The sequence below is a fragment of the Streptomyces sp. NPDC032822 genome (assembly GCF_055578825.1).
The window spans coordinates 199,809-224,795 of record NZ_JBVIOL010000006.1 but is presented as its reverse complement, the minus strand read 5'-3'; the positions used below and the strand labels follow the sequence as shown (position 1 = coordinate 224,795).

The 24,987-nt window shown below is 71.6% G+C and carries 21 protein-coding genes; 8 read left to right on the top strand and 13 right to left on the bottom strand.

What is annotated here, in order from left to right; genetic code table 11:
- Window positions 1-21 precede the first annotated feature (21 nt).
- Entirely contained in the window at window positions 22-285 is a 264-nt protein-coding gene (locus ACZ5VD_RS19050) for a hypothetical protein (protein ID WP_468548955.1), read from the top strand.
- Between the two features lie 164 nt (window positions 286-449).
- Here the strand turns inward: ACZ5VD_RS19050 and ACZ5VD_RS19045 are convergent, their stop codons facing one another.
- The gene (locus ACZ5VD_RS19045; protein ID WP_468682753.1) at window positions 450-3,749 is read right to left on the bottom strand and encodes a S41 family peptidase; all 3,300 of its coding nucleotides are present in this window, start codon (window positions 3,747-3,749) and stop codon (window positions 450-452) included.
- Window positions 3,750-3,917: 168 nt separating this feature from the next.
- On the opposite strand from ACZ5VD_RS19045, the gene ACZ5VD_RS19040 reads away from it, so the two are divergent.
- Both ACZ5VD_RS19040 and ACZ5VD_RS19035 read left to right on the top strand, forming a co-directional pair.
- Complete coding sequence (locus ACZ5VD_RS19040) at window positions 3,918-4,520, top strand: TetR/AcrR family transcriptional regulator (RefSeq protein ID WP_468548953.1); 603 nt, start codon at window positions 3,918-3,920, stop codon at window positions 4,518-4,520.
- Window positions 4,521-4,741: 221 nt separating this feature from the next.
- Complete coding sequence (locus tag ACZ5VD_RS19035; protein WP_468548952.1) at window positions 4,742-6,961, top strand: MMPL family transporter; 2,220 nt, start codon at window positions 4,742-4,744, stop codon at window positions 6,959-6,961.
- A gap of 58 nt (window positions 6,962-7,019) precedes the next feature.
- Here ACZ5VD_RS19035 and ACZ5VD_RS19030 read toward each other — a convergent pair whose 3' ends face one another.
- The 3 genes from ACZ5VD_RS19030 to ACZ5VD_RS19020 form a co-directional block, all read right to left on the bottom strand.
- Window positions 7,020-7,526, bottom strand: coding sequence for a MarR family winged helix-turn-helix transcriptional regulator (locus ACZ5VD_RS19030; RefSeq protein ID WP_468548951.1), 507 nt, complete (start codon window positions 7,524-7,526; stop codon window positions 7,020-7,022).
- A gap of 26 nt (window positions 7,527-7,552) precedes the next feature.
- Window positions 7,553-8,197 (bottom strand): GNAT family N-acetyltransferase, encoded by a 645-nt coding sequence (locus tag ACZ5VD_RS19025; protein ID WP_468548950.1) that lies wholly within the window; start codon window positions 8,195-8,197, stop codon window positions 7,553-7,555.
- Window positions 8,198-8,347: 150 nt separating this feature from the next.
- Window positions 8,348-9,352, bottom strand: coding sequence for a BtrH N-terminal domain-containing protein (locus tag ACZ5VD_RS19020; RefSeq protein ID WP_468548949.1), 1,005 nt, complete (start codon window positions 9,350-9,352; stop codon window positions 8,348-8,350).
- Window positions 9,353-9,461: 109 nt separating this feature from the next.
- On the opposite strand from ACZ5VD_RS19020, the gene ACZ5VD_RS19015 reads away from it, so the two are divergent.
- Together ACZ5VD_RS19015 and ACZ5VD_RS19010 are read left to right on the top strand one after the other, a co-directional pair.
- Complete coding sequence (locus ACZ5VD_RS19015) at window positions 9,462-9,971, top strand: YbaK/EbsC family protein (RefSeq protein ID WP_468548948.1); 510 nt, start codon at window positions 9,462-9,464, stop codon at window positions 9,969-9,971.
- A complete protein-coding gene (locus ACZ5VD_RS19010) occupies window positions 9,968-10,813 on the top strand; it encodes an EamA family transporter (protein WP_468548947.1) in 846 nt (281 codons plus the stop codon). Before ACZ5VD_RS19015 ends, ACZ5VD_RS19010 begins: the two co-directional genes overlap by 4 nt.
- A gap of 391 nt (window positions 10,814-11,204) precedes the next feature.
- Here ACZ5VD_RS19010 and ACZ5VD_RS19005 read toward each other — a convergent pair whose 3' ends face one another.
- From ACZ5VD_RS19005 to ACZ5VD_RS18980, 6 genes are all read right to left on the bottom strand, one after another.
- Window positions 11,205-12,380 carry a serine hydrolase domain-containing protein gene (locus tag ACZ5VD_RS19005; RefSeq protein WP_468548946.1) on the bottom strand — a complete coding sequence of 392 codons (1,176 nt, stop codon included), beginning with the start codon at window positions 12,378-12,380 and terminating at the stop codon, window positions 11,205-11,207.
- 42 nt (window positions 12,381-12,422) lie between these two features.
- The gene (locus ACZ5VD_RS19000; protein ID WP_468682752.1) at window positions 12,423-12,881 is read right to left on the bottom strand and encodes an organic hydroperoxide resistance protein; all 459 of its coding nucleotides are present in this window, start codon (window positions 12,879-12,881) and stop codon (window positions 12,423-12,425) included.
- A 107-nt stretch (window positions 12,882-12,988) separates the two neighbouring features.
- Window positions 12,989-13,522 carry a MarR family winged helix-turn-helix transcriptional regulator gene (locus ACZ5VD_RS18995; RefSeq protein ID WP_468682751.1) on the bottom strand — a complete coding sequence of 178 codons (534 nt, stop codon included), beginning with the start codon at window positions 13,520-13,522 and terminating at the stop codon, window positions 12,989-12,991.
- A 10-nt stretch (window positions 13,523-13,532) separates the two neighbouring features.
- On the bottom strand, window positions 13,533-14,300 hold the full coding sequence (locus tag ACZ5VD_RS18990; protein WP_468548943.1) for an energy-coupling factor ABC transporter ATP-binding protein: 768 nt from the start codon (window positions 14,298-14,300) through the stop codon (window positions 13,533-13,535).
- Complete coding sequence (cbiQ, locus tag ACZ5VD_RS18985) at window positions 14,288-15,049, bottom strand: cobalt ECF transporter T component CbiQ (protein WP_468548942.1); 762 nt, start codon at window positions 15,047-15,049, stop codon at window positions 14,288-14,290. Before cbiQ ends, ACZ5VD_RS18990 begins: the two co-directional genes overlap by 13 nt.
- Window position 15,050: 1 nt before the next feature.
- On the bottom strand, window positions 15,051-16,100 hold the full coding sequence (locus tag ACZ5VD_RS18980; protein WP_468548941.1) for an energy-coupling factor ABC transporter permease: 1,050 nt from the start codon (window positions 16,098-16,100) through the stop codon (window positions 15,051-15,053).
- A 168-nt stretch (window positions 16,101-16,268) separates the two neighbouring features.
- Between ACZ5VD_RS18980 and ACZ5VD_RS18975 the strand changes: the two genes are divergently transcribed.
- The gene (locus ACZ5VD_RS18975) at window positions 16,269-16,655 is read left to right on the top strand and encodes an SsgA family sporulation/cell division regulator (protein ID WP_468548940.1); all 387 of its coding nucleotides are present in this window, start codon (window positions 16,269-16,271) and stop codon (window positions 16,653-16,655) included.
- Here ACZ5VD_RS18975 and ACZ5VD_RS18970 read toward each other — a convergent pair.
- The gene (locus tag ACZ5VD_RS18970) at window positions 16,632-18,317 is read right to left on the bottom strand and encodes a penicillin-binding transpeptidase domain-containing protein (RefSeq protein WP_468548939.1); all 1,686 of its coding nucleotides are present in this window, start codon (window positions 18,315-18,317) and stop codon (window positions 16,632-16,634) included. The genes ACZ5VD_RS18975 and ACZ5VD_RS18970 overlap by 24 nt on opposite strands.
- Before the next feature lie 95 nt (window positions 18,318-18,412).
- The gene (locus ACZ5VD_RS18965) at window positions 18,413-20,047 is read right to left on the bottom strand and encodes a penicillin-binding transpeptidase domain-containing protein (RefSeq protein ID WP_468548938.1); all 1,635 of its coding nucleotides are present in this window, start codon (window positions 20,045-20,047) and stop codon (window positions 18,413-18,415) included.
- Window positions 20,048-20,320: 273 nt separating this feature from the next.
- On the opposite strand from ACZ5VD_RS18965, the gene ACZ5VD_RS18960 reads away from it, so the two are divergent.
- The gene (locus tag ACZ5VD_RS18960) at window positions 20,321-20,608 is read left to right on the top strand and encodes an SCO0607 family lipoprotein (RefSeq protein ID WP_468548937.1); all 288 of its coding nucleotides are present in this window, start codon (window positions 20,321-20,323) and stop codon (window positions 20,606-20,608) included.
- Window positions 20,609-20,721: 113 nt separating this feature from the next.
- A complete protein-coding gene (gene fxsT, locus ACZ5VD_RS18955; protein ID WP_468548936.1) occupies window positions 20,722-23,184 on the top strand; it encodes an FxSxx-COOH system tetratricopeptide repeat protein in 2,463 nt (820 codons plus the stop codon).
- A 55-nt stretch (window positions 23,185-23,239) separates the two neighbouring features.
- On the opposite strand, the gene ACZ5VD_RS18950 is transcribed toward fxsT, so the two are convergent.
- On the bottom strand, window positions 23,240-24,982 hold the full coding sequence (locus ACZ5VD_RS18950; RefSeq protein WP_468548935.1) for a dolichyl-phosphate-mannose--protein mannosyltransferase: 1,743 nt from the start codon (window positions 24,980-24,982) through the stop codon (window positions 23,240-23,242).
- Window positions 24,983-24,987 lie beyond the last annotated feature (5 nt).

The window sequence follows — 24,987 nt, the reverse complement described above, 5'->3', positions numbered from 1 at the left end:
CCTCCATGGGAGTGAACCCACATGGGTATGAAGGACAAGTTCCAGGACAAGTCGGAGCAGTGGCAGGAGCAGGCCAAGCAGAAGGCTCAGCAGGGCCGGGAGCAGGGCCAGGAGCGTTCGCCGGAGCGTGGTGCGCAGGAGCGCGGCGAGCGCGGTCCTGAGCGGGGCCAGGAGCGCAGCCCCGAGCGGGGTCGGCAGGGTGAGGGCATGCCGTCCCGCGACGAGGAGTCGGAGCGGATGCGGCGTGAGCAGGACGACCGGCTGTCGCAGGACTACGACGCCTGACGCCGCGGTTTGACGTGGGGTGCCCTTCGATCTCGGAGGGCGCCCCACGTTGTTTTTTTGCGTGCGTTGTCGGGTGCGGGCCCGGTGGGGGCCGGTCGCGCCCGCGCGGCGGAGCCGCACGTCGATACAGCCCCGCGCCCCTGGGTGAGCTGCCCCGAGGCCCCTCAGGAGCGCGGCGGGAGTGGTGGCCTTGATCTGTTCGGGGTGTCCGTGTGGTCCGGGGGAGTTGCCGGGGGGGTGGATTCGAGGAGCTCCAGGGCCAGTCGGACCGCGTCGTCGAGTTGGGCGTGTCGGCCTTCCGCCCAGTCGAGGGGGGTGCGCAGGACCTCCAGGTCGGGGACGACGCCGTGGTTCTCCACGGACCAGCCGTAGGCGTCGAACCAGGCCGCGTTCATCGGCACGGTGATCACCGTGCCGTCGCCCAGGCGGTGGCGGCCGGTCATGCCGACGACTCCGCCCCAGGTGCGCTGGCCGACGACCGGGCCGAGCCCCAGCAGTTTGAAGGCGGCCGTGATCATGTCGCCGTCCGAGGAGGTCGCCTCGTCGGCGAGGGCGACGACCGGGCCGCGGGGGGCGTTGGAGGCGTACGACACCGGCTGGGCGTCGCGGGTCAGGTCCCAGCCCAGGATCCGGCGGGTCAGTTTCTCCACGACGAGTTCGCTGATGTGGCCGCCGGCGTTGCCGCGCACGTCCACGAGGAGCGCGGGCCGGGACACCTCCATGCGCAGGTCGCGGTTGAACTGGGCCCAGCCGGAGCCGCCCATGTCGGGGATGTGTAGATAGCCGCAGCGACCGTCGCTCAACTCCCTTACTACGGCCCGGCGTTTGGCCACCCAGTCCTGGTAGCGCAGCGGGCGTTCGTCGAGGAGGGGGACGACCGCCACGCGCCGGGCCCGGCCCTCGCCCCCGGCGGGGGTGAAGGTCAGCTCGACCGTGGTGCCGCCCGCTCCGGCCAGCAACGGGTAGGGGCCGGTCGCCGGATCGACGGGGCGGCCGTCGACGTGGGTGAGCACCGCGCCCTCCCGGATGCCGGTGCCGGCCAGCGGGGAACGCGCCTTGGAGTCGGAGGAGTCGCCGGGCAGGATCCGCCGGACCGTCCAACCGTCGTCCCGGCGGACGAAGTTGGCGCCGAGCAGCCCTTGCCGGCGCTGGTAGTGCGGAGGGCCCTCGTTGCGGCGGGCGGCGGTGACGTAGGCGTGCGAGGTGCCCAGTTCGCCGAGGACCTCGCGGAGCAGGTCGGCGAACTCGTCGGGCGACGCGACCCGTTCGACCAGGGGGCGGTACTGGTCGAGCACCGCGTCCCAGTCGATGCCGCACATGCCGGGGTCCCAGAAGTAGTCGCGGATGAGCCGGCCGGCCTCCTCGTAGGACTGGCGCCACTCGGCGGGCGGGTCGACCTCGTGGAGGATGCGGCGGGCGTCGATCCAGACCGTCGAGTCGCCGTCGCCCATCTCGTTCGACGGCACCGCGCGCAGCTCGCCCTCGTCGACGACGACCAGCCGGGTGCCGTCGCCGCTGACCGCGAACCAGTCGAGGTGGTCGACGAGTTCGGACTTCTTCGCCTTGGTGATGTTGAAGAACTCCAGGGTCGGCCGGCCGCTGGTGTCGTCGGGGTTGGCGAACGTCTCGCCGAGCGCTCCCGAGATCGGCCAGCGCAGCCAGACCAGTCCGCCGCCCGCGACCGGGTACAGCGCCGAGTACTTGGAGGCGGTGACCGGGAACGGGGTCACCCGGCTCTCCAGCCCCTCGGCCTCGACGGTCACCGTGCCGTCGCCGCCCTCGTCCTCCACCGGGTCCAGCCCTCCGGCGGCCGGCCGGCCCTCCGGGGTGAGGGCGAAGGGGGAGGGGGTCGCGGAGGAGAGGGGGACCAGGTAGGGACGGCAGCCGAGCGGGAAGGACAGGTCGCCGGTGTGCACGTCGTAGACGGGGTCGAAGCCGCGCCAGGAGAGGAAGGCGAGATAGCGGCCGTCCCGGGTGAAGACCGGGTTCTCGTCCTCGAAGCGGCCGTTGGTGACGTCGACGATCAGCCGGTCCTTGATACGGGCCATCTTGATCTGCCGCAGTGACCGGCCGATCCCGGGGTGCGACCAGGTCAGCCACGCCCCGTCCGGGGAGAAGGCGAGGTCGCGCACCGGCCCGTTGACGGAGCGGATCAGCTCGGTCACCTCGCCGCCCGACTCCTCGCCGCCCGACTCCTCGCCGCCCGACTCCTCGCCGCCCGACTCCTCGGTGCCCGCGGCGCCGGGCACGGTGAGGAGGAGGACCCGTCCGTCGTGCGCGGCGATGGCGAGGCGCCCGCCCGCCGGGTCGGAGACCAGTTCCAGCACCCGCCCCAGCTCGCCCGAGGCCAGCCGCCGCGGCGCACGGTCGCCGGTCGCCCTCGGCAGGGAGGCGATCTCGACCGCGTCCTCGCCCTCCGCGTCCGTCACGTACGCGACCTGGCCGGCCTGGCCGAGCATCTCCGGGAGCCGGACCCGTACGCCCGGGGTGTCGGTGAGGGTGCGGGCGGGTCCGTCGCGGTGGGTCAGCCAGTACAGGCTGCCGCGGACGACGACCGCGCTCGCGCGGCCCGTCTCGTCGACCGAGATGCCGTCCACGTGCTGGGTGGCGGGAACCTGGTAGGTACGGCGTCCCGCGCGCGGTCCGCTCAGCCGGACGTCGAGCCGGCGGGGCACCGAGTCGGCGGCGAGGTCGTCGACGATCCACAGGTCGCCGGCGCACTGGTACACCACCCGGGTGCCGTCGCTCGCCGCGTGCCGGGCGTAGAAGGCGTCGTGGTCGGTGTGGCGGCGCAGGTCGGAGCCGTCGTGGGCGCACGAGTAGAGGTTGCCGATGCCCTCGTGGTCGGAGAGGAAGGCGATCCGGCCGCCGACGAACATGGGGGAGTGGAGGTGGCCGTTGAGATCCGGGAGGACGCGCTCGCCGTGCAGCCAGAGGCGGCCCGTGGCGCCGCCCCGGTAGCGCTTCCAGGCGGCCGGTTCGTGCGGCGGGGTGCCGGTGAGGAGCAGGGTCCTGCGCTCGCCGTCGAGGTCGGCGACCTGGAGGTCGGAGACCGGGCCCCAGGGCAGTTTGCGGCCGGGGTCGCCGTCGGGGCGGACCTTGTACGCCCAGGTGAAGTACGAGAAGGGCTCGCCGTGGGAGGCGACGGCGAGGACGGCGCTCCTGCCCTCCCGGTCGGGGGGTGTCCAGCCGCAGACCTGGGTGTCGGCCGACCCCCAGTGGGTGAGCTGCCGCCCCGGGCCGCCCTCCACCGGCACGAGGTGGATCTCCGGGACCAGGCTGCGCCAGCTCGTGTACGCGAGGTGGCGGCCGTCGGGCGAGAAGCGCGGGTGGCCGACCTTGGTGCGGTCGACGGTGAGCCGCCAGGCTCGGCCCGGACCGTCGAGGGGGGCCAGCCAGAGGTCGTCCTCGGCCACGAAGCACAGCAGTTCGCCGCTCAGATGCGGAAGGCGCAGATAGCTCACCTCCCCATGCTTTTCCGGGGGATGGACCCGGGCAACTTATGAAAAATCCCGGCGAGTCCACGGCGGGTGACCCGCAACACGAACGAAACAGTTTCGTTTCGCTTAAGAGTGCGCTACATTCGTCCTTGTACGAAACCGTGTCGTTCGGAGCCGGAGAAGGTGGGAACCATGACTGAGATCGCAACGGCGCGGCGCAGTCGGATCACCCCCGAGCGCGAGGCCGAGCTGTACGGCGCCGTGCTCGAACTGCTCCGGGAGGTCGGCTACGACGCCCTCACCATGGACGCCGTGGCAGCCAGGACCCGATCCAGCAAGGCGACCCTCTACCGCCAGTGGGGCGGCAAGCCCGAACTGGTGGTCAAGGCCGTGCGGCACAGCAAGCCCGGCGGCTCCCTCGCGAACATCGACACCGGATCGCTGAGGGGCGACCTGCACGCCCTCACCCTGCGGTCGGACGACTGCGACATGGAACAGAACTCCGCGCTGATGCGAGGCCTGGCCATGGCGGTCCACGACAGCCCGGACCTCCTGAAGGCGTTCAAGGAACACCTCATCGAGCCCGAGTTCGCGGAGTTCCAACGGGTGCTGAAGCGGGCGGTCGACCGGGGCGAGGTCCCTCCGGACAACCCGGCGGCCCAGTACATGATGCACATGATGATCGGCGCGTTCGCCGCCCGCACGCTGCTCGACGAGCAGCCGCCGACGCAGGCGTTCCTGCTGTCGTACATCGACGCCGTGGTCCTCCCCGCCCTCGGCGCACCCGCCACCTGAGACCTGCCTCCGCGCAGCACCCGCAGTACCCCCGGTATGCGCGGCCCCGGCAGCCCAAGTAGCCGTAGTACCCCCCAGAACCCGTAGCCAGCGCCTGACGTCACCGCTCAAGTCGTCGGGTCGATCACCCCTGCCACCCACCGGGTTGATCACCCCTGCCCACAGGGCCTGTGTCGGAACCTCGGCCCTACACCACACGACCTGACCGGGAGTACGCCCACGTGGCCACGTTCCTCTACAAACTCGGCCGGCTCGCCTTCAGGCGACGGCATCTCGTCGCCCTCCTCTGGGTGGCCCTGCTGACGCTCGCGGGCGTCGGTGCGGCCAGCGCGCCCGCCGCCGGATCCACCTCCTTCTCCATCCCCGGCACCGAGGCGCAGAAGGCCTTCGACCTGCTGGAACAGCGCTTCCCCGGGGCCAGCGCCGACGGCGGGACCGGGCGCATGGTCTTCAAGGCGCCCGAGGGCCAGAAGATGACGGACGCCGCCCACAAGGCGACCGTCGAGAAGACCGTCAGGGAACTGGGCGACGGCTCCGAGGTCGTCTCGGTCACCGACCCGTTCACGACGAACGCCGTCAGCAAGGACGGCACGGTCGCCTACCTGTCGGTCAAGTACGACACCCCCGGCATGGAGCTGAAGGAGTCCACCAGGGATGCCCTGGAGGCGGCCGGGGAGCAGGCCCGGGACACCGGGCTGACCGTCGACGTCGGAGGCGACGCGCTCCAGGCCGCGGCCGAGCCGGGCGCGATCGGTGAGGTCATCGGCCTCGCCATCGCCGCGGTCGTCCTCGTCATCACCCTGGGCTCGCTGGTCGCGGCCGGGCTGCCGCTGCTGACGGCGATCATCGGCGTCGGTATCGGTGTCTCCACCATCACCGCCCTCGCCAAGGCGCTCGACCTCGGCGACACCACCTCCACCCTCGCGCTGATGATCGGCCTCGCGGTCGGCATCGACTACGCGCTGTTCATCGTCTCCCGCTACCGGGGCGAGCTGGCCGCGGGCCGGGACCGCGAGGACGCGGCAGGCCGAGCCACCGGAACCGCCGGCTCGGCGGTGGTCTTCGCGGGCCTCACGGTCGTCATCGCCCTGGCGGGCCTCTCGGTCGTCGGCGTCCCGATGCTGACCAAGATGGGCCTCGCCGCCGCGGGCACGGTCGTCATCTCCGTCCTCATCGCGCTGACCATGATCCCCGCGCTCCTCGGCTACGCCGGCCGGAGGATCCGCCCGGCGGGCGAGAAGAAGCGCCGGAAGCCCGCGGCCGACACCTCCGACCGGCCGGCCAGGCCCGGTATGGGTACCCGCTGGGCGAGCTTCGTCATCCGCCGTCCGGCCGCCGTGCTGCTGCTCGGCGTGGTCGGCCTCGGGGCGATAGCCGTCCCGGCCACCCAGCTCGAACTGGGCCTTCCCGACGACGGCGCCCAGCCGACGTCCACCACCCAGCGCCGCGCCTACGACCTGCTGTCGGAGGGCTTCGGCCCCGGCTTCAACGGCCCCCTGATGATCGTCGTCGACGCCAAGGACAGCGCCGACCCCAAGGGCGCGGCCACCGCGGTGACCGACGGGATCAAGGGTCTCAAGGACGTCGCGACGGTGACCCCGGCGGCGTTCAACAAGGCCGGCGACACCGCGACGATCACCGTGATCCCCGGCTCCAAGCCGTCCTCGACCCAGACCGAGGACCTGGTCCACGCCATCCGTGACCAGGGCGCCGACGTCACGGCCGACACCGACGCGAGGGTCCTGGTCACCGGCACCACCGCGATGAACATCGACTTCTCGCAGAAGCTCAACGACGCCCTGATCCCGTATCTGGGCCTGGTGGTGGGCCTCGCCTTCCTCCTCCTGATCGTCGTCTTCCGCTCGATCCTGGTCCCGCTGAAGGCCGCCCTCGGCTTCCTGCTCAGCGTGCTCGCCGCGCTCGGCGCCGTCGTCGCGGTCTTCCAGTGGGGCTGGCTCGCCGGCCTGATCGGCGTTGAGGAGACCGGCCCGATCATGTCGATGATGCCGATCTTCATGGTGGGCGTGGTCTTCGGTCTCGCGATGGACTACGAGGTGTTCCTCGTGACCCGGATGCGGGAGGCGTACGTGCACGGCGAGAGCCCGACCCAGGCCATCGTGACCGGGTTCCGGCACAGTGCCCGGGTCGTGGCCGCCGCCGCGGTCATCATGATGGCCGTCTTCGGCGGCTTCATCAGCTCCGGCGAGTCGATGATCAAGATGATCGGCTTCGGCCTCGCCATCGCCGTCTTCTTCGACGCGTTCGTCGTCCGCATGGCCATCGTCCCGGCGGTCCTGGCCCTGCTCGGCGACAAGGCCTGGTGGCTGCCGAAGTGGCTGGACCGGGCCCTGCCGAACGTGGACGTCGAGGGCGAGGGACTGCGCGCACTGGACGAGAGCAACACGGATCCGGACGCGGAGAAGGAGCTGGTACGCGCCTGACACGCAGCGTTTTTGCGGTCTGACCGGCCGGTGAGGGTCCCGTGCGAACGGGGCGCCCTCACCGGCCTTCCTCGTCCTCGCCCAACGGGGTGTCGAGCAGTGCGGTCAGTGTGCGCTTCAGATCGTCGGTGCGCGGGTCGTCCAGTCCGCCGAGCGGGGTGAGCAGCCGGTCGAGCAGCACCTGGACGGCCTCGATGGCCGGCCGCACCGCCGCCCGCCCCTCATCGGTCAGGGCCGGCCGGACGACCCGGGTGTCCTCGGTGTCCCGGGTCCGGCGGACCAGCCCCGCCGACTCCAGGGAACGGGCCAGCTTCGAGACGTACAGCGGCTCCAGCCCCGTGTGGTCGGCCAGCTCCCGCTGACTCGGCTGCCGGCCCGACCGCTCCAGCCCGCTCAGCGAGGCCAGCAGGACGTACTGCGCGTGGGTCAGGTTCAGGGGGGCGAGGGCCTGGTCGACGGCGGTACGCCACTTGTTGGCGAGCCGCCAGACGAGGTAGCCGGGCGTGGGGGAGAGGGCCTTCGGTACGAGGGCTGCCGGTGCGGGTTCCTTCGGTACGTCGCTCACGCCGGATACGGTACATGGCTACTGTCTCAGGTCCGGTCGGTCGGCCGCCCGAGGTAGGCGACGCCCGGATCGGCGCCGGCCACCTCGATCTCGACGAAGCCGAGACGGTCGTAGAAGGCCCGGGCGAGGGTGTTCGCGGTGCCCATGCAGAGGTGCACGGCCGGTACACCCCTGTGGTGCAGCGCGTCGAGGAAGGTCTCCATCAGGGCCCGCCCGTATCCCCGCCCCTGCCACTCCGGGAGCAGGTCGATGTGGAGATGCGCCGGGTGGGCGGCGACCTCCGGCACGAGCATGCGCTCCGGGTGATGGAGCAGCGGGGCGATCTCCTCGTCCGGCGTGCGCGGCGGGCCACTCGGCTCCGGGTACCGCTCGGCCACCGACGGCAGCCACTTCGCCCGGAAGTCCTCGACGAAACGGACCGTGTCCGCGGTACCCAGGACATACCCGACGGCCCGCCCCCGCCCGTCGTCCAGCACGAACGCCAGCTCCGGTGCCAGCTCCACGTACGGCGCCGCGAAGATCGCCGGGAAGACGGTGGGGTCGGCGTAGTGCGGGCGGCTGTCCCGGCCGACGTGTGCGGTACGGATGCAGATGTCGTCGACGGCCTCGCGGTCGGCGGGGCGGTAGGGGCGGACGGAGGGCGCGGGCGCGGGTACGGATGCCGAAGTCATCGTCGTACCCTGCTCGGCCGGGAGCGCTCCCGCAAGGAGCCGTCCAGCTCCGCCCGGGCCGTTCTACGGGGGCGCGGGCCCGGGGTGACGCCCCGGCGGCCTGCGAGGCTCCTCACCCCGGCGTCCCGCCCGCCCCCTGGGCCGCTTTCCTCAGTGGCGTCTCCGGCGGACGGTCACCGCGCTCAGCGCCTGCATGGCCGCGCGCTCCACACGGGCGAGGTCGGTGAGGGTGGTGCCCGCCCGGGCGAGGTGTGCGGGGTCGCCTGATGCACCGGCCTCGCTGATCAGGGCCGCGACCTCCGTCCACAGGGTGGCCGCCTCGGTGTACAGGCGGTGGCCGGTGCGCAGGTCGTCGCTGTCGATCTGCTGGGCACATTCGGCGAGGAAGTCGCGGTAGAGGTTGCGGAACAGAGCGCCGCCGGTGCCCGCCTTCTCCATGAGGAGGGCGGCCTGCGTCAGGTCGCGCCGCGGGTCGTCGGTGCGCCGGAGCCAGGTGGGGACCAGCTTGCCCGCCTTCTCGATACCGCGGTGGCCGAGGTTGGCGATCGGCGGGTGGAGGAAGGCGTCGGCGCACGCGGTGATGGCGGGGACGATCCAGGTGTGCGGGGCGGGCGGGTCGCTCGGCGCGGTGAGGGTGAAGGACCGGTGCCTGGCGGTCATCGGGCCACGTGCCGCCCTGGCCTCGGCGAGGCCGGCCAGGCCGGTGGAGACCGCTCCGCCCTGCTGGTCGGTGTCCACCAGGAAGGCGTCGTGGTCGTCGTAGCCGTACAGGGCGACGACATGGCCGCCGAAGTGCACCTTCGTGGCGAAGTAGTCCAGGTGGTAGCTGTCGAGCTGCAGTCCGACGGGGTGCCCGGCGTCGACGGCGGCCACCACGTTCTCCCATGCCCTGCGCGGCGAGGTGGTCTCCCGGACCTGGAGTTCCAGGCCGAGTCCGGTGGCCAGGTTCCGGGTGAGTTCGAACGGCCTGACCCGCCCCCCGAGGAAGGGAAAGGCCATGTTCTTGCTGTCCCAGTAGATGAAGGACAGGCCGGAGCCGAGGCCGAAGAGCATGGGCTCGGACAGGTCGAGTCCCTGGTGCCGCAGCAGCACCCCCAAAGTCGACGTCTCGCAGTGCCGCGTACCCCGGGCATCGATGCCGATCACCGTGCTCATGGTTTCCTCCCGCTTCGTATGCTCCCCGACGACACCCTGCGGGACACACCGCCGCCCAGGCCTTGAAACGGGGTCGCATGCCTTGTACACGCACCGCTAGCGTGCGGGTATGACGACAGCGGCAACTGATGACAGCCAGGACTCCGGAGCCCACCCCCGTTTCGCCGAAGCCCTGCGCGAGCTGGGGCTTCAGCATCTGGAGGTCCGCCGCTTCCCGGACTCCGCCCGTACGGCCGTCGAGGCCGCCGCGGCGATCGGCTGCGAGCTGAGCGAGATCTGCAAGTCGCTGATCTTCGCGGCGGACGGGGTGCCGGTGCTGGTACTGATGGACGGCGCCTCCCGGGTGGACCTGGAACTGGTCCGGGAGGCGCTCGGCGCGGACAAGGTGACGCGGGCCAGGGCGGACCTCGTACGGGAGACGACCGGGTACGCCATCGGGGGAGTGCCGCCCTTCGGGCACCGGAGCCGGACCCGGGTGCTCGCCGACCGGTCGCTGCTCGGCCACGACACCGTCTGGGCCGCCGCGGGCAACCCGCACGCCGTCTTCCCCATGCCGCCCAAGGACCTGGTGGCGCACGCCGGGGCCACTGTGGTGGACGTGCGCGAGCGCACCCCGTGACCCCGCTGGTCACCTCGGCCGTGCTGCTGGCCGCGGTCACCCACGCCAGTTGGAACGCCATCGCCCACAAGATCACCGACAAGCTGGTCGGGTTCACGCTGATCGCGGGCGGCGGGTCGCTGATCGGGCTGGCGATGATGCCGTTCGTGCCGGTTCCGGCAGCGAAGGCGTGGCCGTATCTGGTCGTCTCGGCGGTCATCCACCTCGTGTACTACGTGCTGCTGATGAAGTCCTTCCGGCTGGGCGACTTCGGGCAGGCCTACCCGATCGCCCGCGGCACCGCGCCCCTGGTGGTCACCCTGCTCGCCGCGCTCTTCGCGCACGAGGTGCCGGACGGGTGGGCGGCGGCCGGCATCGTGCTGTCCTGCGCGGGGCTGACCGGCGTCGCCGTGTGGGGGCTGCGCGGGCGCCGGCCCAACTGGGCCGCCATCGGGGCCGCGCTGGCGACCGGGCTGGCCATCGCCGCGTACACCGTCGTCGACGGTCTGGGCGTCCGCGCCTCCGGGTCCGCCCTCGGGTACATCGCCTGGCTGATGGCCATCGAAGGGCTCGCGATCCCGGCGTACGCGCTCTACCGCTGGCGTGGGCGGTTCGTCCCGCTGCTCCGCCCGTACGCGGGGGTCGGGCTGCTGGGCGCGGCCCTCTCCGTGGCGGCGTACGGGCTCGTCCTGTGGGCGCAGACCAAGGCCGAACTCGCCCCCATCGCCGCCCTGCGCGAGTCGTCGATCATCGTCGGCGCGGCGATCGGGGCGGTGTTCTTCAAGGAGAAGTTCGGGGCGCCCCGCATCGCCGCGGCGGGCCTGCTGGTGGTGGGGATCGGGCTGATGCTGCACGCCGGTTAGGGGCCGCCACCGGTACGTGGCCGCCGGGCTGCCGCCGGTACATGGGCGACGGGCCGGACGGATCCCGGCCGCCCCGTCCCCGTACGTCGTCCGTGCCGCCGGTGCGGGCTTCCGGCGACGGGCCGGAGTCCGCCCTCGTCGGTGACGTCCGCGACGGCGGCCTTGTCCCACCTTGCGCCACCTTGGTCACCGTGTGCCCGGATCCGGGTTCGCGGCTGTCGCGCCACCGGGTCGGCGGGCTCCTCCTCCACGGTCGGCCGCGGCCGGCGCAGGGTCAGGGTGCCGAAGGCGCCCGCGCGGTGACACGCCGGCCCGACGGTCGGCGTCTCGCTCCAGGTGCGCCTCGCCCCACGGCTACGGCGCCATGGCTACGACGGCTGCGCCCATGGCGCTACGGCCCTACGACTCCCCGGACCGCCCGCACCAGCGCCTGCGCCCGCGGATCCGCCGTCACCGTCTTGCGGAAGCCGTTGGTGACATAGCCGAGGGCGATGCCGGTCTCCGGGTCGGCGAAGCCGAGGGAGCCGCCACGGCCGGGATGGCCGAAGGAGCCCGGGCCGAGGAACGGTGACGCGCTGCCGTGCAGCATGTAGCCGAGTCCGAAACGGGTGTTGACGACGAGAACGCGGTCCGGTCCCGCCGACTCCTCGGCGCGCGCGGCCTCCATGGTGTCCGGGGTGAACAGCCGTGGCGCGCCGTCGACCTCGCCGATCAGCGCCGCGTAGAAGCGGGCGAGCCCGTCGGCGGTCGCGATGCCGTTGGTGGCGGGCAGGGCGGCGGCCCGGTACTCCGGGGCGTTCTGGTCGGGGAAGGGAGTGACCGCGGCGAAGGCGCGGCGGGTCAGCGAGTCCGGATCGTCGTAGGCCTCGGTGACCGCCCGCTTCGGGCGGACGCGCAGGGCCGCCCCGGAGTCGGGCGCGGGCGTCTCGACCCGGCCCACCCGGCCGGTGCGGCCCGCCCGCTCCTCCGCCTCCGGCAGCCCCAGCCACACGTCGGCGCCGAGCGGTCCGGCGATCTCGGCCGCGATCCACTCGCCGGCCCACCGCCCGGTCACCCGCCGCACCAGCTCGTCCAGCATCCAGCCGTAGGTCAGCGCGTGGTAGCCGTGGTCGGTGCCGGGCTCCCAGACGGGGGCCTGCGCGGCGACCGCCTCGGCGCCCCGGCGCGGGTCCAGCGCCTCGTCCGGGGTGAGCGGACGGTCCAGGACCGGCAGCCCCGACCGGTGGTTCAGCACGTGCCGGACCAGCACCCTCTCCTTGCCGCGCGCCTTGAACTCCGGCCAGTACTCGCCCACCGGCGCGTCCAGGTCCAGCAGCCCGCGCTGGTGCAGCAGCAGGGGTACGGCGGCGGCGACGCCCTTGGTCGCCGAGCGCACGATCTGCGCGGTGCCGCGCCGCCAGGGCTCGGTCCCGTCGATGTCCCGGGTGCCGGCCCACAGGTCGACGACCCGGTGGCCGTCCCGGTACACGGCGACCGCGGCGCCCCGGTCCCCGAGCGTCTCGAAGTTCGCCGCGAACGCGTCCCTGACCGGCTCGAAGCCCTCGGCGACCGTGCCGTTCACATCCACGTCCGTACTCCCTGCCCTGGTGACCTCGGTGCCTGTTCCCTCTCAGCCAAGCAGGATCGTCACGTCGATGTTCCCGCGGGTCGCGTTCGAGTACGGGCAGACCTGGTGGGCCGCGTCCACCAGCTTCGCCGCGATGTCCGCGTCCAGGACCGGGAGCGAGACGCTGAGGGCGACCGCGAGGCCGTAGCCGCGGTGCTGGTTGGGGCCGATGCCGACCTTCGCGGCGACCGTGGAGCCGGTCAGGTCGAAGCCGGAGCGGCGGCCGACCAGCACCAGCGCGTTGTGGAAGCAGGAGCTGTAGCCGGCCGCGAACAGCTGCTCCGGGTTGGTGCCGTTGCCGTCCCCGCCGAGCGCCGGCGGCATCGCGACCCTCAGCTCGATCTGGCCGTCCTGGCTGGTGACATAGCCGTCCCGGCCGCCGTGCGCGGTGGCCTCGGCGACATACACGATCTTCGACGGCCGGCTGTCGAGGTGGGTGTCGACGCGGGTGTCGTCGGTCATGGCTGGTCTCCCCCCAGAACAAGTGCACGCACATACATCGTGCACAAGGTACTGGCCGGTAGGGAGGCCTCGGTTACCAGGGGTCGGCGACCGGGGGTAACCCGAGCTCAGCGGGCACGTGCCGGGGGCATCCCGGCTGCTCCGCCCGTCCCGGCCCGCTCACCCGGCCCGGCCTTCTCGCTCTTCTCGCTCTTCTCGGTCTTCTCGGTCTTCTCGACGAGTCGCCACAGCTCCGCGCGCAACCGCGCGACCTCCGCACCGTCCAGCTCCGTCGCCGTCCGCAGGGCTCCGGGGACGCGGGCCGCGCGCTCCTTGAGTTGCTCGCCGCGGCCCGTGCACGCGATCAGTACCGAGCGCTCGTCGTCCACCGCACGCTCCCGGCGCACCAGACCCGCGCTCTCCAGCCGCTTGAGCAACGGCGACACCGTGCCGTAGTCCAGCCGCAGCGCCCCGGCCAGCTCCTTGACGGTGATCTCGCCGCGCTCCCACAGCACCAGCAGCACCAGATACTGCGGGTAGGTGAGGCCGAGGTCCTCCAGGAGCGGCCGGTACGCGGCCGTCACCGCACGCTGGGCGGCGTACAGCGCGAAGCACAACTGCTCGTCGAGGAGCAGCGACCCGGCGTCCTCTTGGTTCGTCACGCGCCCATTGTCACGGACGGCCGTCGGACGCCGGCACGGAACGCGGATCGAAACCGAACGGCAACTCCAGCCGGTGGGCGCGCATCAGCTCGTCGTCGGCGAGCAGCTCCCCGGTCTTCCCATCGGCGGCGATCGTGCCGTCGCTCAGGACCAGCGCGCGCGGGCACAGCTCCAGGGCGTACGGCAGGTCGTGCGTGACCATCAGGACGGTCACGTCCAACGACCGCAGGATGTCCGCCAGTTCACGGCGGGAGGCGGGGTCGAGGTTGGAGGAGGGCTCGTCGAGGACGAGGATCTCCGGCTCCATCGCGAGGACGGTCGCGACGGCGACCCGGCGCCGCTGCCCGAAGGAGAGGTGGTGCGGGGGCCGGTCGGCGAAGTCCTCCATGCCGACCCGCTCCAGGGCCGTCCGTACCCGTTCCTCCAGCGCGGGCCCCCGCAGTCCGGCCGCCGCCGGGCCGAACGCCACGTCCTCGCGCACGGACGGCATGAACAGCTGGTCGTCCGGGTCCTGGAAGACGATGCCGACCTTGCGCCGGATCTCGGCCATGTGCTCTCTGCCGACGGGCAGTCCGGCCACCTTCACCGTGCCGGTGCCGCCGCTCAGGATGCCGTTCAGGTGCAGTACCAGGGTCGTCTTGCCGGCGCCGTTCGGCCCGAGCAGCGCGACCCGCTCGCCGCGCCCCACGGCGAAGTCCACGCCGAACAGCGCCTGGTGTCCGTCGGGATAGGCGAAGGCGAGGCCGGAGACCTCAAGAGAAGCGGTCACAGGGTCCATCCCAGCAGACATACGACGAGGGCGGCGAACGGGAGGGCCAGTGCGTACGTCCACTGCGCCCGGGACGCGGTCACCTCGTCGATGACCGGCATCGACCCGGCGTACCCGCGGCTGACCATGGCCAGGTGCACCCGCTCGCCGCGTTCGTAGGAGCGGATGAACAGCGCCCCGGCGGACTTCGCGAGGACGCCCCAGTGCTTGAGGCCGCTCGCCTCGAAGCCGCGCGACTCCCGGGCGATCCGCATCCGCCGCATCTCGTCGGTGATGACGTCGCCGTACCGGATCATGAAGGAGGCGATCTGCACGAGCAGCGGCGGCAGCCTCAGCCGTTGCAGGCCGAGGAGCAGTTCGCGCAGCTCGGTGGTGGAGGCCAGGAGCACGGACGCGGCGACACCCAGGGTGCCCTTGGCGAGCACGTTCCAGGCGCCCCACAGGCCGCTGACGCTCAGCTGGAGGCCGAGGAACTCGACCCGCTCGCCCTCCGCGACGAACGGCATCAGCACCGCGAAGGCGACGAACGGCACCTCGATCAGCAGCCGCTTGAGCAGGAAGCCGGCCGGCACCCGGGCCGCGTACGCGACGCCGGCCAGGAGCACGGCGTACAGGCCGAACGCCCACATCGCCTCCCGCGGGGTCGACACCACGACCACCACGAAGCCGAAGGTCGCCGCGAGTTTCGTGTGCGGCGGCAGACCGTGCACGGGCGAGTGTCCGTGCCGGTAGAGCCGGTGCGCGTGCCCTGCCCCCATGTCAGGCGCTGCTGGTGCTCACGGGGGAGACGTCCGCGTCGCCGCGCCGCCTGCGCACCGCCCAGAACACCGCGCTGCCCGCGACGATCGTGACACCGACGCCGATCACCCCGGCGAGACCGCCGGACAGCCGGGCGTCCTCGACGTCCTTGACGCCGTAGTCGGCGAGCGGGGAGTCCGCGTTCGCGTGCTCCTCGGCCTTCGCGTCGATGCCCTTGTCGGCGGCGACCTTCTCCAGCCCGTCCGGGTTCGCGGAGGCGTAGAAGCTGACGACCCCGGCGAGCACGAGGGAGGTGACCAGGCCGGCGGCCCACACCTTGCGGTGCGAGCGGGCGGCCACGGGGACCGGTTCCGCGGCGGGTACGTCGACCAGCTCGCCGTTGACCCGCAGCTTCAGCCGCTGCTGGAGGCCGCGGGCGCCGTACACGAGGTCCGGGCGCACCGCGACGACGGCGCCGACGGTCAGCGCGGTGATCGCGGCCTCACCGATCCCGATCAGCACGTGCACGCCGATCATGGCGGTGGCGACCTTGCCGATGGAGATGTCGGTGGTGCCGCCGAGCCAGTAGAGGAAGGTGAAGGCGAGGGCCGCGGCCGGCACCGAGAGCAGCGCGGCGACGAAGGAGGCCACGGTGATCGAGCGCCGCTTGCGGGGCAGCACCTTCACCAGCCCGCGGAAGACGGCGTAGGCGACGACCGTGGTGACGACCGCCATGTCGGTGATGTTCACGCCGAGCGCGGTGAGGCCGCCGTCGGCGAACAGAATGCCCTGCATGAGCAGGACCACGGACACACAGAGGACCCCTGTGTAGGGGCCGACGAGTATCGCGGCGAGCGCGCCGCCGAGAAGATGTCCGCTTGTTCCCGCCGCGACGGGGAAGTTGAGCATCTGTACGGCGAAGATGAACGCCGCCACCAGGCCGGCCAGCGGCGCGGTGCGTTCGTCCAGCTCACGGCGGGCGCCACGCAGGCTCACGGCTACGGCAGCCACGGCTACCGCTCCGGTCGCGACCGAGACAGGGGCGTTGATGAATCCGTCAGGCACATGCACCGTTCGATGATAGTGGCTTAATGCGAACCACTCGCAAGAGAGATAGGTAACGAACAGCCACAGGCAAGCCGTCCGGCCCGGCGGCGGAATCCGGGAAATATGCGACGCTGGAGAGGGAATGGACGCACAGCTTCCGCACAGGTTACGCAGCGTGAGAGGCCCGTCACGATGTCTGTAGTCGAACAGTACGCACGAGCCCATATCGTTTCGGACGTGGACATCGTGGAGGACGAGGCGGTCCCGGTGACCCTGCGCTACGACCCCGAGAGCGACCCGCGCTCGGTACGGGTCGGGCTGCCCGGCACCCACGAGTGGACCTTCTCGCGCGCCCTGCTCGAACAGGGCCTGCGCGCCCCGGCCGGCAGCGGCGAGGTCCGCGTCTGGCCCTGCGGGCGGGTACAGGCCGTGGTCGAGTTCCATGACGCGCAGGGCGTCTCGGTGGTGCAGTTCGAGACGAAGGCGCTGCTCAGATTCCTGCGGCGGACCTACCTGGCGACCCCGGCGACACCCTCGCCGACTCCGCTCCGGAGTTCAGCCGCCCGCCTTCAGCAGTGACGCCACGATCGGGCCCGCGGTGTCGCCGCCGTGGCCGCCCTGCTGGACCACGCCCGCGGCCGCGAGGTCGCCCCGGTACGCGGTGAACCAGCCGTTCGGCTTCTTCTGGCCGTCGACCTCCGCCGAACCGGTCTTCGCCCCCACGTTGCCGCCGACCCCGGACATCGCCTCGGCCGCCGTACCGTAGGCCGCCGTGTACGACATCAGCTCCCGCAGCTGGGAGAGGGTGCCCGCGGACAGCGAGCGCGAGGCCGTCGCCAGGGTGCGGTCGTCGACCGTCGGTGACACCAGGTAGGGCTGCTTGAAGGTGCCGGACTGGATGGTCGCCGACACCGACGCCATGTTCAGCGGGTTCATCCGGACCCCGCCCTGTCCGATGAGCGAAGCCGCCATCTGGGCCGCGCTCTGCACCGGCACCGAGCCGTCGAAGGTCGGCACACCGATCGCCCAGTTGTTCATGGACAGACCGAAGACCTGCTGGGCCTGCTTGGTCAGGTCGTCGTTCTCCAGCTCGGGCGCCTGGCTGATGAAGGCCGTGTTGCAGGAGCGGGCGAAGCTCGCCTTGAACGTGCCGCCCTTGATCTGGAACTTGTCGTCGTTCTGGAACTTCCAGCCGCCGTACGTGAAGTACTTCGGGCAGGGGTGCGCCTTGTCCGCGGACGCCAGGTCCTTCTCGATCAGCAGCGAGGAGGTGATGACCTTCATCGTGGAGCCGGGGGCCAGGGAGCCCTGGAACGCGGTGTTGAAGCCGTGGCCGGCGTTGGCCGCGGCGAGGATCTCGCCGGTCGACGGACGCAGCACCACGACCGAGGACCGCGCCTTCTTCGCGACCTGCGCCTCCGCCGCCGCCTGGAGTGTCGGGCTCAGTGTCGTCTTCACCGTGCCGGGCGTGCCCTTGCTCAGCTCCAGCAGGGTCTTGTCGGACGACTCCGCGTTTTTCGCCGACGCCGACGACTTGCCGCGGATCACCCGCAGCTCGATGCCCGCCTTGCCGCCGGCCGTCTTGCCGTACTTCTCGCGCAGCCCGTCCAGGACCGTCCCCAGCGAGGGGTACTTCGCCTCCGTGATCTCGCCGCCGTCCCGGTCGACCGCCTCGATCGGCGGGGTCCCGGACGCGCCGGTGACCAGGGTGTCGCCGTCCTGGAGATCGGGGTGCACGACCGCGGAGTCCCAGTCGACCTGCGGCTTCCCGGTGTCGGCGGCGCGGACCACGGTGAGCGCGCTGTCGTAGGCGAGCGGCTTCTCGGTGCCCTTGTAGGACACCCTGCCCTTCACGGAGAAGGGCACCTTGTCGCCGGTGCGGGCACCCGCGGTGAGCGTGACGCCCTTGATGTGGGCGTCCTTGGTGTAGCCGGTCAGCAGGGTGGTGGCCGACTTCGCGTCGTCCGTGGCGGCGGCGGCCGCGGCCACCTTGCCCTGCTGCCAGGCCGTGAGAAACGTCCTGGCGGCGGTGGTGACCTCGGTCGCCGAGAGCGGGCCGGACGGGATGTTCTTGGCCTTCTGGTCGGAGGCCGACGTCCCGGTCCGGTCGTCGCCCGACGTACCGCCGCCGTACAGCGCGTAGGCGCCGAAGCCGACTCCGCCGACGACGACGGCGATCATCCCGCCGATCACGGCGGGCTTGGTCTTCCGCCGCTCGGTGACGCGCCTTCTGTTACCCACAGCTCCCGATCCTCCGCACGATCCCCAGGGTCCCCGTTGCCCTCGACCATCCCAACGATGGCAACAGCCTAGAGTCCCGTCCTGCGCGGGTGACTTCAGCCGGCAGCTCGTAGCACAGCTGCGACAATCGGCCCGGCCGCGTCGCCGCCGTGTCCGCCCTCCTCGGTCATCGCCGCCGCCGCCACGTCGTTGCGGAATCCGGTGAACCAGCTGTTGGACACGGCCTGTCCGTCGACCTCCGCCGAGCCGGTCTTCGCGCCGATGTCCCCGCCGAGCCCGGACATCGCGTTCACCGCGGTGCCCTGGGTCGCGGTCAGCCGCATCATCTGCTTGAGCTGGGACGCGGTGGCGGCCGGCAGCCCCTTCGCGGTGGCCAGTCGGCGGCCGTCGAGTTCCGGCGACACCAGGTAGGGCTGGCGGAAGTCACCGGTGATCGCCGTCGCCGTCACCGAGGCCATGTTCAGCGGGCTCATCTGGACCTGGCCCTGGCCGATCGCGTTGGCGGCACGGTCCGGGCCGCCGGAGGCGGGGACGCTGCCGTCGAAGGAGACGATGCCGGTCTTCCAGTCGTCCCGGCCGAGCCCGAACCGGGTCTGGGCCTCCGTGGTCAGCGACTCGTCGGTGAGCGGCTTCTCGTCGATCAGCTTGATGAAGGCGGTGTTGCAGGACCGCAGGAAGCTGTTGGCGAGCGTGGCGCCCTCGTTGGCCTTCATCCCGGTGAGGTTCTTGAAGGTCTGGCTCTGCCATACGGCGGTGTCCGTGCAGGGCGCCGGGCCGTTCATCGAGGTCACACCGTTGTCGATGAGCATCGCGGCGGTGATGATCTTCATGGTGGAGCCGGGTGCCACCCGCCCCTCGAAGGCCGCGTTGAAGGCGTCCTCGCGGTGGTTCGCCACCGCCAGCACCTCGCCGGTGCCGGTCTTCACGGCGACGACCGACGACTGGTCGTACTCCGTGACCGCCTTCTCGGCCGCCGCCTGGGCGCTCGCGCTGATCGTGGTCCGCAGCCTGCCGGGCTCGCCCTCGGTGAGGGTCAGCAGCGGGGTGTCGGCGGCGTTCTCGTCGGCGTGCCTGATCACCAGCTCGACCCCCGGGGTGCCGCCGGCCTTGTCGCCGTACTTCCCGCGCAGCGCGTCCAGGACCGGCCCCAGCGACGGGTACTTCTTCTCCGTCAGCACGACCCCGTTCCGGTCCACGGCCTCGATCGGCGGGTTCGCCGACTCCCCGGTGACCAGGGTGTCGTCCCGCTTCAGCTCGGGGTGGACCACGGACGGCTGCCAGTCGACCAACGCCCGCCCGGTGGTGACCCCGCGCACCACGGTCAGCTCGCTCTTGTACGTCAGCGGCTTCGACTTCCCGTCGTACGCCACCTTCGCCTTCACCGTGTACGGCACGGTGGCGCCGGACGCCCTGCCGGGGGTGATCCGCACGTCCGCGATGTGCGCGGCGTCACCGTAGGCCGTGAACAGCGGCGCGGCGGCGGTGTCGTTGTTGGTGTAGCCCGCCGCCTTCGTGGCGTCGCCCTTCTCCCAGGCCTCGAAGAACCCGGCACTGGTCTTCTCGACCTCGTCCGCGCTCGGCGGCCCGCTCTTCACCGGCGCCGGCCCGGCCGACCCCGTCCCGCCGTCCCCGTTCATCGCGGACACCAGGTTGTACGCCCCGTATCCCGCCCCGCCCACCATCACGGCGAACACACCGCCGACGACGGCGGCCTTGACCCCCCTGCCCATCGGGCACTCCCTCCCCGTTGCACCTTCCACGCATCTTCTGAACGCGTTCAGAAAGGCTGACCACGGATCGCACTCTATGCGCAAGCCGTGGCGGGTGTAACGGATGTTTCCCTTTTGTTGGGCGAACCTGTGCGGATCCGTGCTCGGGTATCGCGGCCGTGCGCCGATGAGTACGGGTACTCATGCCGGCCTTCCCCCCACGCCCCAAGCTGGTCCCACAAGCCGAAGACGGCCGACCGAGGCCCACCCGGGCCGACCAAGGGGGAGTCCACCGTGCGCAAGAACATCCTGAGCCTCGCACTCGCCGCCACGAGCGCCGCCGTGCTGCTGACCGGCTGCTCGATGTCGCTGGACGAGGCGAGCTGCGGCGGCGGCGAATACGGCGCCATGACCGTCGGGGGCACCGGCAGCGCCTGCGTCCCCGACGGCGAGAACCCGCCCAAGGGCTACGTCCGTTACCCGGAGGGCAAGGAGCCGGAGAAGGTCGGCGACAAGTGGGACGTGTACTGGCAGACCCACAGCGTGGACAAGAACGGGAAGATCATCGAGGTCTCCGAGTAGGTGGACGGACCCCGGGTGGATGTGCGCAAGTAGGGGCGTGGCGGCCCGCGTCGGTCCTAGCCTCGTCGGAAGAGGCGGCGAGACGGCGCGGCGCAGGCACGGGGGAGTCCCAGGTGGCACGTGACGGGGATGAAGCCGCGGGCGGGACGCGGGTGTTCGTCTCGCACGCGGGGGCGGATCTCGCGTGGGCGGAATGGGTGGCCTGGCAGTTGCAGGACGCCGGGTACGAGGTCGAGTTGGACGCCTGGCACTGGGGTGCCGGGGAGGACTTCGTCCAGAACATGGACCGGGCGCTCGCCGCGGGGCCGATGGTGGCGCTGTTCTCGGCCGCGTACTTCGACCCCGAGCGGTGGACCACGCAGGAGTGGACGGCGAAGCTGGCCGGCCGGGAGAAGCTGATCCCGGTCCGGATCGAGGACTGTGCCGTGCGGCCGATGCTACGGGCGTTGATCGCGCCGGCGCTGTTCGGGCTGGGGGAGGCGAAGGCGCGGGAAGTGCTGCTCGCCGCGGTCCGGGGACCTGCGGGGCCTCCGCCGGTGAGCCCGGGTTTTCCGGGGTCCCCGGGTTCTCCGGGAGTGGGTGGCGCGGGCCGACTGCGGAGCGTGGGGGCGACCGGGCCCCGGCTGCCGGGGACGTTGCCGCGGGTGTGGAACGTACCGGCCCGCAATGCCGGATTCGTGGGCCGCGCCGCACTGTTGGTGGAGGTCCGCTCCCGGCTGGCGGGTGGACACACGGTGGCGGTGGTGGCGCTGGACGGCCGTGGCGGGGTGGGCAAGACCCAACTGGCCGCCGAGTACGCCCACCGCTTCTGCGGGGAGTACGAACTGGTGTGGTGGGTGCGGGCGGAGGACCCCGCGCTGATTCCCGGGCAGTTGGCGCTGCTGGCCGTGGAGACCGGGGCCGCGCAGCCGGCGACTCCGCCTGAGGAGGCGGTACAGGCGCTGTGGGGGGAGTTGCGGTCGCGGGCGCGCTGGCTGGTCGTCTTCGACAACGCGGAGGACCCGGCGGCACTGGCGGACTTCGTGCCGTCGGGGTCGGGGCACGTGCTGATCACGTCCCGCAATCCGGACTGGCATGGCGTGGCCTCGCCGCTGGACGTCGATGTGCTGGCGCGGCGGGAGTCGGTGGGTCTGCTGCGCGCTCGGACACCGTGGCTGTCGGAGGCGGACGCGGGACGACTGGCGGAGGCGTTGGACGATCTGCCGCTGGCCCTGGTGCAGGCGGCCGCGGTGCTGACGACTACGTCCGTGGACGAGTACCTGGACCTGTTGGCCGACAGCGCGGGCGAGGTCACCGATGAGGGCAGGCCCCGGGACTACCGGTGGTCGCTGGCCGCGCAGATCCGGCTGAGCATGGAGCGGCTGCGGGCGCAGGACCCGGAGGCGGCCGATCTGATGAACGCGTGTGCGCTGCTGGCGCCGGAACCGTTCGCTCTGCATGCCTGTACTGGGCGGGCAGTTGATGAGACGTCATCGGCGGGCCGGGTGGTGACCGACCGACGCACGAGGAGCCGTGTCCTGTCGGCGCTGCACCAGCATGGACTGGCCCGGGTGGCGGGCGGCAGCCTGCAACTGCACCGCCTCACGCAGGCCGTCCTCAAGGACCAGCTTTCGCCGGAGGAGCGTGCCACGGCGGCACGCAACGCCAGCCTCCTTCTGGCTGCGGCATACCCTGGCGACGCGCGGGAGCTTGCTTCCTGGCCTCGCTGGCCCGACCTGCTGCCCCATGTGCTGGCGATCGACGCGACCGACCTGGTCACCGGCGCCGCCCGATACGCGGCATGCGAAGCGTGCCTCTACCTCGTGGACCGTGGAAGTGCCCCAGCGGTCCTTGCCCGTCTGGAAGACCTCCACCAAGTCTGGGTCGACCTGCTGGGTTCTGAGCACAGGCATGCCTGGTGGGCCGTCAACTACCTGGCCCTGGCTGCCGCTGCGGTCGGTGACCCCGACCGTGCCTACGCGCTGCACCGTGACCTGTTCGACCTGCAGCGGCAAGTACTGGGGGAGGATGCCAACTTCACCCTGCGCACTGCGTCCAACCTTGCGGTCCAGTTGGTGGCTCTGGGGAGGGTGGAGGAGGCGCGGGAGTTGGCTCAGGACACGTTGAATCGTCGGCGGCGTGTGTTGGGTGAGGACCACCCGGACGTCCTGCGCACTGCGTCCAACCTTGCGGTCCAGTGGGGGGTTCTGGGGAGGGTGGAGGAGGCGCGGGAGTTGGGTGAGGACACGCTGAATCGGCAGCGGCAGGTGCAGGGTGAAGACCACCCGGAAACCCTGGTATCTGCGTCCAATCTTTCGGTCCGGTTGGCGGAGTTGGGGCGGGTGGAGGAGGCGCGGGAGTTGGCCGAGGACACGTTGAATCGTCGGCGGCGTGTGTTGGGTGAGGACCACCCGAACGTCCTGCGCACTGCGTCCAACCTTGCGGTCCAGTTGGTGGCTCTGGGGCGAGTGGAGGAGGCGCGGGAGTTGGCCGAGGACACGCTGCAACGGCGGCAGCGGGTACTGGGTAGCAACCACCCTGACTCGCTGCACACAGCGGCGTTCCTCCGCAGCCTTCCCCAGCCGGAGAGTGACTGACCCGCACCAAGCGCCCGGCGTCAGGCCATCCGCCCCATCACCCCCTACCGCCCCCCTACACCCACGTATCCAGCCACATCCGAGCCCGCCAGTCGTCTATCGGCAGGCTCGTCCCCGTGTAGATCGGCCAGAAGTACACGAAGTTCCAGGCGATCAAAAGGACCAGGACGCCCGCGCCCGTGGCGCCGGCGACGCGGCGGGTGTCGGTGGAGCCCGGGGGGCCGATGATCGCGCCCAGGAGCATGGCTACCGCCAGGCAGAGGAAGGGGACGAAGACGATCGTGTAGAAGAAGAAGATCGTGCGGTCCTGGTAGAGGAACCAGGGGAGATAGCCGGCGACGATGCCGCAGGCGATGGCGCCGGCCCGCCAGTCGCGGCGGAAGAACCAGCGCCACAGGACGTAGAGGACGGCGAAGCAGCCCACCCACCACAGGAGGGGCGTGCCGAGCGCCAGTACCTCGCGGGCGCACTTCCCGCCGGCGTCGACGGGGCAGCCGTCCTTGCCGGGGGTCGGCGATTCGTAGAAGTACGAGACCGGGCGGCCGGTGACGATCCAGCTCCACGGGTTGGACTGGTACGGGTGGGGCGAGGAGAGGTTGATGTTGAACTTGTAGACCTCGTGCTCGTAGTGCCACAGGCTGAGCCACCAGTCCGGGAAGAGCCAGGACCAGCTGCTGGTCCGGCCGTCGGCGGTCGCCCAGTCGCGGTAGTAGCCGCCGGTGCCGTTCGTCGCGGAGAGGATCCAGCCCGTCCAGGACAGGATGTAGGTGGCGATCGCGACCGGCACGGTGGCGAGGAAGGCGAGGCCGAGGTCCCGCTTGAGCACCGCCGTGTACGGGCGGCCCGCGCCCGCGACCTTGCGGGACCCGACGTCCCAGAGCACCGCCAGTACACAGAACGCGGCGAGGACGTACAGGCCGTTCCACTTGGTGCCGATGGCCAGGCCGAGCATGAGGCCCGCCAGCCAGCGCCAGGGGCGCAGGCCGAAGCGGGTGGTCTCCGCGATGTGCGCGTCGGGGCGGACCCGGCCGTCGGCGTCCGCCGGGAGTGCCGCCGCGAGTTTCTCGCGGGCCCGGTCGCGGTCGATCACCAGGCAGCCGAACGCGGCCAGCACGAAGAACATCAGGACGCCGTCGAGCAGCGAGGTGCGGGCCATCACGAAGGCCAGGCCGTCCACCGCCATCAGGGCGCCGGCCAGGCAGCCGAGGAACGTGGAGCGGAAGACGCGGCGGCCGATCCGGCACAGCATGAGGATGGAGAGGGTGCCGAGCAGGGCGGTCATGAACCGCCAGCCGAACGGGTTGAACCCGAAGAGCAGTTCGCCGAGCCCGATCATGTACTTGCCGACCGGCGGATGCACGACGTACGCCGCGTCCGTCGGGATCGGGACGTTCCCGTTGTTCGACAGGATCAGGTCGTTGACGTTCTTGTCCCAGTTGACCTCGAAGCCGCGGTGGACGAGCGCCCACGCGTCCTTCGCGTAGTACGTCTCGTCGAATATCACCGCCTTCGGGTTGCCCAGGTTCCAGAACCGCAGGATGCCCGCGAACAGCGTCACCAGCAGCGGACCGCCCCAGGCGGACCAGCGGGTGATCCGCCCGGCGAACTCCTTCGACACCCCGAGGACCTGCCACAACCGAGGGCTGGGCTCGACAAACGGCGGCACGAGGCGGTCACGGACATCGCTTCCGGGGCCCGCCGCATAGCCGAAACGGCGTAGCCGCTGCTGCCACGACGGCCGCTGGTCCTGAAGGGCCTGCTCCTGCCGGGTGTCCATGGAGGACGCGGTACTGGTCACCGCGC